The organism is Candidatus Photodesmus blepharonis (assembly GCF_000731795.2).
GTDB classification, from domain to species: Bacteria; Pseudomonadota; Gammaproteobacteria; order Enterobacterales; family Vibrionaceae; genus Vibrio; species Vibrio blepharonis.
Genome location: NZ_JGVK01000013.1, coordinates 1 through 13,708, shown reverse-complemented (window position 1 = coordinate 13,708; position 13,708 = coordinate 1). Strand labels below are relative to the sequence as shown.

Annotated in this window: 9 protein-coding genes; 8 read left to right on the top strand and 1 reads right to left on the bottom strand. The window is 38.9% G+C overall.

The genetic code is table 11. The features are described 5' to 3' along the window. Positions 1 to 101: 101 nt before the first annotated feature. The 8 genes from secE to rpoC all read left to right on the top strand — a co-directional run bounded on the left by secE (position 102) and on the right by rpoC (position 11,992). The gene (gene secE / locus CF67_RS02325) at positions 102 to 485 is read left to right on the top strand and encodes a preprotein translocase subunit SecE (RefSeq protein WP_034413900.1); all 384 of its coding nucleotides are present in this window, start codon (positions 102 to 104) and stop codon (positions 483 to 485) included. Between the two features lie 12 nt (positions 486 to 497). After that, positions 498 to 1,046 (top strand): transcription termination/antitermination protein NusG, encoded by a 549-nt coding sequence (gene nusG, locus CF67_RS02320; RefSeq protein WP_034413897.1) that lies wholly within the window; start codon positions 498 to 500, stop codon positions 1,044 to 1,046. 115 nt (positions 1,047 to 1,161) lie between these two features. Continuing rightward, positions 1,162 to 1,590: a 50S ribosomal protein L11 gene (gene rplK / locus CF67_RS02315; protein WP_034413893.1), complete on the top strand. Its 429-nt coding sequence runs from the start codon at positions 1,162 to 1,164 to the stop codon at positions 1,588 to 1,590. A gap of 2 nt (positions 1,591 to 1,592) precedes the next feature. Further along, entirely contained in the window at positions 1,593 to 2,294 is a 702-nt protein-coding gene (gene rplA, locus CF67_RS02310; protein ID WP_034413890.1) for a 50S ribosomal protein L1, read from the top strand. Between the two features lie 249 nt (positions 2,295 to 2,543). After that, positions 2,544 to 3,038 (top strand): 50S ribosomal protein L10, encoded by a 495-nt coding sequence (gene rplJ, locus CF67_RS02305; RefSeq protein WP_034413886.1) that lies wholly within the window; start codon positions 2,544 to 2,546, stop codon positions 3,036 to 3,038. A gap of 59 nt (positions 3,039 to 3,097) precedes the next feature. Beyond that, the gene (gene rplL, locus CF67_RS02300; RefSeq protein WP_034413883.1) at positions 3,098 to 3,466 is read left to right on the top strand and encodes a 50S ribosomal protein L7/L12; all 369 of its coding nucleotides are present in this window, start codon (positions 3,098 to 3,100) and stop codon (positions 3,464 to 3,466) included. Positions 3,467 to 3,686: 220 nt separating this feature from the next. After that, positions 3,687 to 7,718, top strand: a complete 4,032-nt coding sequence (gene rpoB / locus CF67_RS02295) for a DNA-directed RNA polymerase subunit beta (protein WP_034413880.1) — start codon at positions 3,687 to 3,689, stop codon at positions 7,716 to 7,718. 71 nt (positions 7,719 to 7,789) lie between these two features. Next, positions 7,790 to 11,992 (top strand): DNA-directed RNA polymerase subunit beta', encoded by a 4,203-nt coding sequence (gene rpoC, locus CF67_RS02290; RefSeq protein ID WP_034413877.1) that lies wholly within the window; start codon positions 7,790 to 7,792, stop codon positions 11,990 to 11,992. A gap of 853 nt (positions 11,993 to 12,845) precedes the next feature. Here rpoC and kdsA read toward each other — a convergent pair. Further along, the gene (kdsA, locus tag CF67_RS02285; protein ID WP_034413903.1) at positions 12,846 to 13,697 is read right to left on the bottom strand and encodes a 3-deoxy-8-phosphooctulonate synthase; all 852 of its coding nucleotides are present in this window, start codon (positions 13,695 to 13,697) and stop codon (positions 12,846 to 12,848) included. Between the last annotated feature and the right edge of the window lie 11 nt (positions 13,698 to 13,708).

Here is a 13,708-nt window from a genome sequence, read left to right as displayed (position 1 = left end):
GTTGAAAGGGCACTATTTGATGCCCCTTCTTAAATATGACTCTTTGAACATATGTGCTTTGGTTTATTGCCAGTCAACTTTACTAATTCAGGTTATTTCTTATGAAAACCAATAGAACCGAAACTCCTAATATCTCAAAAATAACCAACGTATTTAGGTGGGTTATCACTTTGTCTCTATTGGCCACAGCTGTCATAGGAAATTATATATATAATGGTGAAGTATCTGCACTTATCCGCGCTATAGGAGTCGTTGTATTAATCTCATGTGCACTCTTCGTAGCTTCAAAAACAACTGAAGGTGAGGCCGCGATTAGTTTCACACGTGAATCCAATATGGAAATTCGTAAAGTAATTTGGCCAACTCGCCAAGAAAATATACAAGTAACTTTGATCGTTTTAGCTGTAAGTATTGTAATGGCTTTAATGCTGTGGGGTATTGACGGAATAATGGTTCGTCTTGTTACATTAGTAACCGAGATGTAAGGATTTTAATTCATGACTGAAGCTCAAAAAAAACGGTGGTATGTAGTACAAGCTTTTTCTGGTTTTGAAGCTCGCGTAGCACAATCACTGCGAGAACACATTAAAATGCACAATATGGAAGAACTATTTGGAGAAATTCTAGTACCTACTGAAGAAGTAGTTGAAATGCGCGCCGGTCAGCGTAGAAAAAGTGAACGAAAGTTTTTTCCCGGCTATGTATTAGTAAAAATGTGCATGAGTGATGAATCATGGCACTTAGTTCGTAGTATACCACGCGTAATGGGCTTTATTGGTGGAACCTCCGACCGTCCAGCGCCTATTTCTGATAAAGAAGCCGAGGCCATTCTGAATCGTCTGGAAAAGGCTAGCGCAGCTCCTCGTCCCAAAACAATGTTCGAGGCAGGTGAAGTCGTACGTGTTAATGATGGACCATTCGCTGATTTTAATGGCACTGTCGAAGAAGTAGACTATGAAAAAAATCGAATAAAAGTATCAGTATCAATATTCAGTCGTGCAACACCAGTTGAGCTTGAATTTACTCAAGTAGAAAAGCTTGACTAAAAAACATTTTTCGAAAGCTTGTTTTAAGCATAAATTTTGATTACAATCGCGCCCACTTTTAAGTTAACCTGGTTGGATTATCACTTGACATTCATGCTAGAATTTGAGGAGTATCATGGTTAAAAAAATTAAAGCTTACATTAAACTGCAAGTTGCAGCCGGTATGGCGAACCCAAGTCCACCAGTCGGTCCAGCATTAGGTCAACATGGCGTTAATATCATGGAATTCTGTAAGGCTTTCAATACCAAAACAGAATCTATCGAGAAAGGCTTGCCTACTCCTGTAATTATTACAGTTTATGGTGATCGTTCTTTCACCTTTGTTATAAAAACTCCGCCTGCTTCCGTACTTCTTAAGAAAATAGCCGGTATAGAATCCGGTTCCAGTACTCCTAATACCGATAAAGTTGGTACTGTAACTGATATCCAAATACAGGAAATAGCAAAAATTAAGGCTACTGATATGACTGGTTCTGACATCGAAGCAATGAAACGCTCTATTGTGGGCACTGCTCATTCAATGGGTCTAGTAATAGAGGGCTAATTATGGCAAAATCAACTAAGCGTATGCGTTTAATCCGTAAAAAAGTTAGCGCAACCAAAGGATATGAAGTTACTGAGGGATTATCTCTTCTTCAGAATTTAGCTACCGCTAAATTTGTTGAATCTTTAGACGTTTCTGTTAATCTTGGCATTGATTCCAGAAAATCTGATCAAAATGTACGTGGTTCAGTAGTGCTACCTCACGGCACGGGTAACAAGGTTCGTGTCATAGTTTTTAGCCAAGGTGAAAATTCTGAAATTGCCAAACAGGCTGGTGCAGATGTCGTCGGAATGGAAGATCTAGCCGAAAAAATTAAAAAAAACGAGATAGACTTTGATGTTGTCATAGCTTCCCCAGACGCAATGCGCACTGTAGGCCAATTAGGAACGATATTAGGTCCACGTGGCCTGATGCCAAATCCCAAAGTTGGTACAGTAACTAAAGATGTTGCTTCAGCGGTCAAAAATGCTAAAAGTGGCCAAATTCGTTACCGTAATGACACAAACGGTATTATTCATGCTACAATTGGAAAGGTTGACTTTTCTACAAGACAACTTCAGGAAAATTTAGAGTGTCTTATAATAGCTCTGAAAAAAAACAAGCCGTCTTCAGCGAAAGGAATTTTTTTAAAGAAAATAAGCATCTCTACAACCATGGGAGCTGGAATTTCTCTTGACCTGACCAATCTAGTAGGCAGCACATAATTATTTGCTTAAATAAAGAGTTTATGTATAATGGTGCGCTCGATTATTTAAATGAAGACAAAGATTCCTAGATAATAGCTAGGTCGTCTCTCTCCTAGATTGTAGGTGTTCCGTTTTGTATTCCCTACTTCTATCAGATGGTGCTTGGTTAATCATAAGAAAGTCTTTTGTATTTCTGTCTTTCTTTTATAAATTGTGCTTTTCTGTTTCATAGCAAGTGGTGTAACCATATCCAGGAGTAGATCAAAAATGGCTTTAAACCTTCAAAAGAAGAAAATAATTGTTGATGAAATCAACAAAAAGGCCAGTAATGCACTTTCCGCAATCGTAGCTAATTCTCGTGGTGTAAAAGTAGATGCGATGACTTCTTTGCGTAAACAAGCTCGTGAAAATGGGATATACGTGAGAGTTGTGCGTAACACTCTTGCAAGACGTGCAATTTTAGGAACGAATTTCGAATGCTTGATTGATACCTTCACTGGCCCAACCTTGATTGCGTTTTCTAATGAACACCCAGGTTCAGCAGCGCGTCTTTTAAAAAAATTCACAAAAGAAAATACAAACTTTAAAATAAAAGCTGCTTCCTTTGAAGGAGTCGTTGCTGACGCCGAAATGTTAGCAATACTACCAACTTATAATGAAGCTATTGCGCAATTAACGGTGTGTATGAGAGAAGCTTCAGCCGGTAAGTTGGTTCGAACCATTGCTGCTATCCGTAATCGAAAAGAAGTGAACACAGCATAGATCTTGCTTTGTTACTGGTTGCTAAATAAACTTATTGTTGACTTTAAAAGAGAATTGTTATGTCTATTACCAACGAGCAAATCCTAGATGCAGTTGCAGATATGTCTGTGATGCAGGTTGTCGAACTAATTAAAGCAATGGAAGAAAAATTCGATGTTTCTGCTACTTCTATTGTTACTAGTAGTCCTGCTAATGAGGATGAAATTGCTACTGAACAAACCGAATTCAATGTAGTACTAACTGCGTCAGGAGGCAATAAAGTCGCTGTGATCAAAGCAGTGCGCAGTGCTATAGGTCTTGGATTAAAAGAGGCTAAAGGTCTTGTAGACTCTGCTCCAACTGTTTTAAAAGAAGGTATTGAAAAAGCTGAAGCTGAAGCTTTAAAGAAACAATTAGAAGACGCAGGTGCTTCTGTTGAGGTAAAGTAGTTGCTACTTTATTTTAACTAGCCTAGTGGCTGGTGGTTTTAACCACCGGCCTTTTTGCTCTCTTAAGGTATATTAGGTGATTTTCCAGCTGTTTAAGCGCCTGAATACCGTTTAAAGTACCAAAAAATTATCCGTGGTACTTACTTAACAGTAAACAGTTTTAGTCATTGCTTCAATTTTGAAGCAGTTTGGGTCACTTATCAGCCAGCTGAGGAACCCCATGGTTTACTCTTATACCGAGAAAAAACGCATCCGAAAAGATTTTGGCACTCGCCCACAGGTCTTGGATGTTCCATATCTGCTGTCGATCCAGCTAGATTCATTCGATAAATTCATTAAGCAAGATCCTGAAGGACAATATGGTCTCGAGGCTGCTTTCCGCTCCATTTTTCCTATTCAGAGCTACAATGGCAACTCCGAGCTACAATATGTTAGTTATCGTCTTGGTGAACCAGTTTTTGATGTTAAAGAATGTCAAATTCGCGGTATAACCTATTCGAAACCGCTACGCGTTAAACTACGCCTCATAGTCTTTGACAGGGATGCGCCGACCGGAACAATCAAAGATATTAAAGAACAAGAAGTTTATATGGGTGAAATTCCACTTATGACAGAGAATGGTACTTTTGTAGTTAATGGTACCGAGAGGGTCGTTGTATCTCAACTACATCGTAGTCCCGGAGTATTCTTTGATAGCGATAGAGGAAAAACTCATTCATCAGGAAAGGTTCTATATAACGCACGTATAATCCCTTACCGTGGTTCATGGTTGGATTTCGAGTTCGATCCTAAAGATAATTTATATGTGCGTATCGATCGGCGCCGCAAATTACCAGCCTCTATTATCCTTCGCGTACTTGGTAAATCAACCGAAGAAATTTTGGATCTTTTCTTTGAGAAAATAAATCTTGAAGTAAGAGATCAAACTCTACTTATGGAACTAATTCCTGATCGTTTACGTGGTGAAACCGCATCATTTGATATTGAAGCAAGCGGTAAGATTTACGTTGAAGCTGGTCGTCGTGTTACAGCTCGCCATATTCTTCAACTTAAACAAGATGGCATAAAACATATTGATGTTCCTGTTGAATATATTATAGGAAAAGTTTCGTCCAAGGACTATATAAATAAAACAACAGGTGAAATCATTGTTAGCGCAAACCAAGAAATTAATCTAGAAGATCTTACAAATTTGTCTAAAGCAGGCCATAAAAATTTAGAGGTCCTTTTTACAAATGATTTAGATCACGGTCCGTTTATGTCTGAAACATTACGCATTGATCACACTGTCGATCGTATTTCATCCTTAGTAGAAATTTATCGCATGATGCGCCCTGGGGAACCACCAACGAAAGAAGCTGCAGAGTCATTGTTCGAGAGTTTGTTTTTTTCACCGGAGCGTTATGACTTATCAACTGTTGGTCGTATGAAATTTAATAGTTCTATTGGACGAAAAGATACTAACGAAAAAGGAACTCTAGATGAAACCGACATAATAGAAGTAATGAAGAAACTAATTCAAATTCGAAATGGAAAAGGGGAAATTGATGATATTGATCACCTTGGCAACCGTCGTATCCGTAGTGTCGGAGAAATGGCGGAAAATCAATTTCGTGTTGGTCTCGTGCGTGTTGAAAGAGCAGTAAAAGAACGCCTAAGCCTTGGCGATCTCGACACGGTAATGCCTCAAGATTTAATCAATGCTAAGCCTATTTCAGCAGCTGTCAAAGAATTCTTCGGCTCTTCACAGTTATCTCAATTTATGGATCAAAATAACCCACTATCAGAAGTAACGCACAAACGCCGAATTTCTGCGTTAGGTCCTGGTGGTCTAACCCGTGAACGTGCTGGTTTTGAAGTACGAGATGTACATGTAACTCACTATGGTCGCCTATGTCCTATCGAAACACCTGAAGGTCCTAATATAGGTTTAATTAACTCCCTTTCAGCATTTGCACGTTGTAATGAGTATGGTTTTTTGGAAACCCCATATCGTCGTGTCGTAGATGGTGTGGTGACAAACATGGTCGATTATCTATCGGCAATTCAAGAAGGTCAATTCATAATCGCGCAAGCTAATACTATTCTTACGAAAGAAGGAACATTTTCCGAAGAACTTATTACTGCTAGACAAAAAGGCGAATCAGGTCTCCATCCTCGCGAACATATTAACTATATGGATGTTGCAACAAACCAAGTCGTTTCTATAGCTGCATCGCTTATCCCATTTTTAGAACACGATGATGCAAATCGTGCATTAATGGGAGCTAATATGCAACGCCAAGCTGTACCGACACTTAAAGCTGATAAACCGCTAGTCGGTACAGGTATTGAACATAATATCGCAGTTGACTCTGGTGTCACTGCAGTTGCTAAACGCAGTGGTACAGTCCAGTCTGTTGATGCGTCACGAATTGTCATTAAGGTTAATGAGGATGAATTAATTCTCGGTGAAGCTGGCATCGACATTTACAGCTTAACTAAGTATACTCGTTCTAATCAAAATACGTGTATTAATCAACGTCCGACTGTAATGCCAGGCGAGTCTATTGTGCGCGGTGATGTACTGGCTGATGGACCTTCAACTGACCTCGGTGAATTAGCACTCGGCCAGAATATGCGTATTGCATTCATGCCTTGGAATGGTTATAACTTTGAAGATTCAATCTTGGTGTCTGAACGTGTAGTACAAGAAGATCGTTTTACAACTATTCATATACAAGAACTCTCTTGTATAGCACGTGATACTAAGTTGGGATCGGAAGAAATTACAGCAGATATTCCTAATGTAGGAGAATCTGCTCTCTCTAAATTGGATGAATCAGGTATCGTTTATATTGGTGCTGAAGTTAAGGGCGGAGATATCTTAGTTGGAAAAGTTACACCGAAAGGTGAAACTCAACTTACCCCAGAAGAGAAACTGCTACGCGCTATTTTTGGAGAAAAGGCATCCGATGTTAAAGATACATCGCTACGCGTACCGAACTCTGTATCAGGAACTATCATAGATGTGCAAATTTTCACTAGAGATTGCATAGAAAAAGATAAACGTGCTCTTGAAATCGAACAAATGCAGCTAAAAGAAGCCAAAAAGGACCTTACCGAAGAATTCAAAATTTTAGAAGGCGGATTGCTCACTCGTGTTCGTGCAGTTTTATCTAATGGAGGCTACTCAGCAAGCAAATTAGATACAGTCAATTCTGAAAAATGGTTAGAACTAATTTCAGATAATGATGATGAAGCTCAATCACAGCTTGAACAACTTGCAGATCAGTGGAACGAATTGAAATCAGACTTCGATAAGAAGTTTGAAACTAAGCGCCGTAAAATCACTCAAGGAGACGATCTAGCACCTGGTGTTCTAAAAGTTGTAAAAGTATATCTAGCGGTTAAACGTCGTATCCAACCTGGTGATAAGATGGCAGGACGCCATGGTAACAAAGGAGTTATTTCTAAAATAAATCCTGTTGAGGATATGCCTTATGATGAAAACGGTCAACCGGTTGATATTGTCCTTAATCCCTTAGGTGTACCATCACGCATGAATATTGGACAAATTTTAGAAGTGCATCTAGGTTTAGCTGCAAAAGGAATAGGTGATAAAATCAACAAAATGATTGAGGAACAGTGCGACCTGATTGAATTACGTAAATTCTTACAGAAAGTTTACGATCTTGGTAATACTCGTCAATCAGTAGATATAGCTTCTCTTTCAGATAAAGAAGTACAAGTATTACTTAAGAATTTGAGTGATGGTTTGCCAATTGCAACTCCAGTTTTCGATGGCGCATCAGAAAAATTAATCAAGGAACTTTTAAGCCTAGCAGAACTACCAGAATCTGGCCAACTCACTCTCTTTGATGGCCGAACTGGCGAGAAATTTGAGCGTCCTGTAACCGTTGGCTATATGTATATGCTAAAACTAAACCATCTCGTCGATGATAAAATGCACGCTCGTTCAACCGGTTCTTACAGTCTAGTAACCCAACAGCCCCTCGGTGGTAAAGCTCAGTTTGGCGGTCAACGTTTTGGTGAAATGGAAGTATGGGCACTGGAGGCGTACGGGGCTGCTTATACGCTCCAAGAAATGCTAACCGTTAAGTCTGATGACGTTAACGGTCGTACTAAAATGTATAAAAATATCGTTGATGGAAATCACAGCATGGAACCCGGTATGCCAGAGTCCTTTAACGTGTTGTTAAAAGAAATCCGCTCTCTAGGAATCAATATTGAACTAGAAGACAAAGAATAATCCTTCCAGGATCATTTAAAGGGAGATTGTCCATCGTACAAGCTCCTTTTAACTTCTTACAGGAGCTAAATGTGAAAGACTTATTAAACTTTCTAAAAGCACAGCATAAAACCGAAGAATTTGACGCAATCAAAATCGGCCTATCTTCACCAGATATGGTTCGATCATGGTCTTTCGGTGAAGTTAAAAAACCTGAAACAATTAACTATCGTACATTCAAACCTGAACGCGACGGTCTTTTTTGCGCACGTATTTTTGGTCCAGTTAAAGATTACGAATGTCTTTGCGGCAAGTATAAACGTTTAAAACACCGTGGTGTTGTATGCGAAAAATGCGGTGTTGAAGTGACACAAACCAAAGTTCGTCGTGATCGCATGGGACATATTGAGCTTGCTTCACCAGTTGCACATATTTGGTTCTTAAAATCATTACCTTCTCGAATTGGTTTATTAATGGATATCCCATTACGTGATATCGAACGTGTTCTCTACTTTGAAATGTATGTGGTAACAGAGCCCGGAATGACCTCCTTAGAAAAATCTCAAATGCTCACTGAAGAAGAATACTTAGATTGTGTAGAGGAATGGGGAGATGAATTTACTGCTAAAATGGGAGCAGAAGCAATCAAAGATTTACTTTGTACTATGAATTTACAAACTGAAGTGGAGCAGATGCGTGAAGAACTAGAAACCACTAACTCTGAAACTAAACGAAAAAAAATTACAAAACGTCTAAAACTCCTTGAAGCGTTTATTCATTCTGGAAATAATCCAGAGTGGATGATCTTAACTGTTCTTCCAGTACTTCCACCAGACCTCCGTCCTTTGGTTCCTCTAGATGGTGGACGTTTTGCAACTTCAGATTTAAACGACTTATATCGACGTGTGATAAATCGCAATAATCGTTTAAAACGCCTTTTAGAACTTGCGGCTCCTGATATTATTGTACGCAACGAAAAACGTATGTTGCAAGAATCTGTTGATGCCCTTTTAGATAATGGTCGTCGAGGTAGAGCTATCACAGGTTCCAATAAACGTCCTTTAAAATCTCTTGCTGATATGATCAAGGGTAAACAAGGTCGTTTCCGACAAAATCTATTAGGTAAACGTGTAGATTATTCGGGACGTTCAGTGATCACTGTAGGTTCATACTTACGCTTACACCAATGTGGTCTTCCTAAAAAAATGGCACTGGAATTATTCAAACCATTTATATATAGCAAACTAGAAATTCGTGGTATGGCTACAACAATTAAAGCCGCAAAAAAAATGGTAGAACGCGAGGAAGCAATAGTTTGGGATATACTGGATGAGGTAATACGCGAACATCCAGTTTTGTTAAACCGAGCGCCTACACTACACCGTCTAGGTATTCAAGCATTCGAACCCGTACTCATCGAAGGAAAAGCAATTCAACTCCATCCGCTGGTATGCGCAGCATATAACGCCGATTTTGACGGTGACCAAATGGCAGTTCATGTCCCTTTAACTCTAGAAGCACAACTAGAAGCCCGTACTCTAATGATGTCGACGAACAACATTTTATCTCCAGCCTCTGGTGATCCAATCATTGTTCCTTCTCAAGACGTTGTACTGGGTCTTTACTATATGACTCGCGAAAAAATCAACGTAAAAGGAGAAGGGATGTATCTTTCTGGACCTGAAGAAGCTGAAAAAGCTTATAGTACTAAAACTGCTGAACTACATGCCCGCGTAAAAGTACGTATCACCGAAACAATAGTTGACGAAGAAAATAATAAAACCATACAAACAAAAATGGTCGATACTACCATTGGTCGCGCTATGTTATGGCAAATAGTGCCAGATGGTTTACCATTTTGCATCGTTAACCAAAAGTTAGGAAAAAAACAAATTTCCAATTTACTCAACGAAGCGTACCGTAAACTTGGCTTGAAAGACACTGTCATTTTTGCTGATCAAATTATGTATACAGGTTTTTCGTATGCTGCACTTTCAGGTGTGTCTGTTGGTATTGATGATATGGTTATACCTGAAGCTAAACATACGGAGATTTCCGAAGCAGAGGAAGAAGTCCGTGAAATACAAGAACAATTTCAATCTGGCCTTGTTACTGCAGGTGAACGTTATAACAAAGTGATTGACATTTGGGCATCTACCAATGATCGTGTTGCAAAAGCTATGATGGATAACCTATCTTCCGAGACAGTTCAAAATAGTTATGGACAAGAAGAAGAACAAGAATCCTTCAATAGTATTTATATGATGGCTGATTCTGGTGCTCGAGGATCCGCCGCACAAATTCGTCAACTCGCCGGCATGCGAGGCTTAATGGCTCGTCCGGATGGTTCAATCATTGAAACACCAATCACAGCGAATTTTAAGGAAGGTCTGAGCGTATTACAATACTTTATATCAACACATGGCGCTCGCAAAGGGCTCGCTGATACAGCGCTTAAAACAGCGAATTCAGGTTATTTAACTCGTCGTTTAGTGGATGTCGCACAAGATGTCGTGGTACACGAACACGACTGTGGTACTCATGAAGGAATTCATATGATGCCTCATATTGAAGGGGGAGATATAAAGGTTGCTCTCTCCGAACTGGCGCTTGGTCGTGTAGTTGCCGAAAATGTTCTAAAACCAGGCACTAAAGATATATTGATACCACGCAATACTCTGATAGACGAAAAATGGTGCCAAGTCATGGAAGAAAACTCCGTTGATAGTATGCAAGTACGCTCAGTAGTAACTTGTGATACAGATTTCGGTTGTTGTGCACAATGCTACGGTCGTGATCTAGCACGTGGTCACCTAGTTAATCAAGGCGAAGCAGTAGGTGTTATTGCTGCTCAATCTATCGGAGAACCAGGAACACAACTGACAATGCGCACATTCCATATTGGCGGTGCAGCTTCTACAGCAGCAGTGGAAAATAGTATACAAGTCAAAACAACCGGTACCATAAAATTACACAACGCAAAATTTGTGACTAACAAGGAAAACAGTCTTGTTATTACTTCTCGTGCGTCTGAAATGACAATTATTGATGAATTTGGGCGCACTAAAGAGAGACACAAATTGCCTTATGGTTCAATTTTAACTAAATCTAATAACGATCCTATTACTGCTGGAGAGATTGTAGCTAACTGGGAAGCACATACCATGCCAATAATTACTGAAGTTGCAGGTCGTGTCAAATTTGTTGATATGATCGATGGAGTTACTGTTTCCCGTCAAACAGACGATCTGACAGGCTTGTCTTCGAGCGAAGTAACTGAACCAGCCGCTCGACCAGCTATGGGCAAGGATATGCGTCCGGCTATTAAGCTGGTTGATGAAAATGGAAATGATGTAATGATCCCAGGAACTGATATGCCAGCTCATTATTTTTTGCCTGGTAAGGCCATTGTAAACATTGAAGATGACACTGAAGTTGGTATTGGTGATACTCTTTCTCGTATTCCTCAAAAATCCGGTGGTAATAAGGATATTACTGGTGGTTTACCACGCGTAGCTGATCTATTTGAAGCTCGTAAACCTAAAGAACCTGCAATTCTTGCAGAACATACAGGAACGATATCTTTTGGCAAAGAAACGAAAGGTAAGCGTCGTTTAATAATTACGCGCGAGGGTGGTAATACTTATGAAGAAATGATTCCCAAACATCGTCAACTAAATGTATTTGAAGGTGAAAAAGTAGAAAGAGGGGATGTAATTGCAGATGGTCCAGAAACTTCACATGATATTTTACGCTTACGTGGCGTTCATGCAGTAACTCAATATATAACTAATGAGGTACAAGAAGTTTATCGACTGCAAGGAGTTAAGATTAATGACAAACACATCGAAACTATTGTTCGCCAAATGCTACGAAAATGTACTATTACACATTCTGGCGATTCTGAATTTCTTCCAGGTGAGCAAATTGAATACTCTCAGGTTAAGATTGCTAATCGTATTTTGGAATCTAAGGGTAAAAAAATTGCCTCTTTTGAGCGTGAACTGTTAGGTATTACTAAAGCGTCTTTAGCAACTGAATCGTTCATCTCAGCAGCGTCGTTTCAGGAAACAACCCGAGTGCTCACAGAAGCTGCAGTTTCTGGTAAGTGCGATGACTTGCGTGGTTTAAAAGAGAATGTAATTGTTGGTCGTCTGATCCCAGCTGGCACTGGTTTCGCGTACCATCAAGATCGGCAGACTAAGCGTAATGAAGAACAAGAAAGTCCATCTGCTGAACAAGCAACAGACAATCTCGCTGCTCTCCTAAACGCAGGCTTTTCTTCCGATTCATGATGGATGATATAAGTCCTATTCTTGACAATAACTATATAAGAGAAAAATGGATGAAACTACGAATGATCTTCTCACTTGCAGTAATTGTTCATTTTTCTTTAGAAAACTTTCTAATCAAAAAAATCAACCATAACTTAGTCAAAGATTTAGTACCCCTACGACAAGCAAATACAAATATTCAAAGAGAAGAATAAACAACTTGACGCTAATCTTAATAGATATAGATAATGCTTACACCAAGCATGTAAATCAAATTCCGAAGGAACGTATTATTATTGCCATGAAATTCTGTAAAAATTAGTATTCTGACGCCTACTCTAACTGCAGATTATACATTTTTTATCCATGGCTTATTATCATTAATTTTATTCATTTAAATGATGCTATCATATATGAAGAGCAGCAGCTATCCAGAAAATTGCTCAAGTGTATACAGAAATTCGGACAGAGGTTACGTGATTACGCGTAAAATAGGCTAGCTATTGTGCTTTTTAAAAGCAGGAATAAGACAATTTACATGAATTAATCGACGGATTGTAAAACAAGGTCGATTGAACATATATCTGCTGTTGTCTCCTTCTTTCAGAGTTAGCGCTAGATCAGATAAGATAAACCGCCATTGATCAAAAAAGCAGACACAGTTCTACTACTATCATTGTAAAGGAATGTTGCCGTTTTCCTAAATGCATAAGATACATCAAATACCAACGTACTCGTCCATCATTAAGAGAACATTTTGCAATCGAACAAAGTATAAAATATTTTACCTTACTTATTCTCCTAAAAACAAACGATTAACCAACGCTCATTCATTAAACTAGTGAACTACATCATTGAAGGTAAAATACTCCTTTCATTTAATTTCAATTAAGTCAAAACTCTTAATTAAACTATCAAGAGACTTCATTTGCTCTAAAAATGGTTCTAACTTATCAAGCGGTAATGCAGACGGACCATCACAGTATGCTTGCTCAGGGTTTGGGTGAACCTCAAGAAATAGACCAGCAATCCCTGTAGATAAGCCAGATCTCGCTAATTCAACCGCTTGCTCACGACGACCACCAGATGTAACGTTCAAAGACTCACGGGTTTGCAGTGAATGAGTTACATCAAAAATTATTGGACTAAAATTTGACACTTTTTTCATAACGCTAAATCCTAGCATATCTACCACTAAATTATCGTAACCCATACAAGACCCACGTTCACACAAGATAATGTTATTATTACCAAATTTACTAAACTTCTCAATAATATTACCTATTTGGCTGGGACTCATAAATTGAGGTTTCTTAACATTAACAACAGAACCAGTTTTCGCTATCGCCTCTATCAAATCAGTTTGACGAGCTAAAAACGCCGGTAGCTGAATAACATCAACAACCTCAGAAACTAGTTTGGCTTGAGCTTCAGTGTGAACATCGGTAACAATTTTTACATCAAAAAGATTTTTCAATTCTTGAAAAATCTCCATCCCCTCTACAATACCAGGTCCACGATAAGAATACACAGAGCTTCGGTTTGCTTTATCAAAAGAAGCTTTAAACACATACGGAATACCTATCTTGTTTGTCACTTTTACACAATGCTCACAAACATCTAAAACTGATTTGCGAGATTCTAAAACATTTACGCCAGCAAACAGAGTAAACGGCTTATCGTTGGCAACTAAAATATCGGAAATACGAACTACTTTTTGCTTCATTTCTTTTTTTT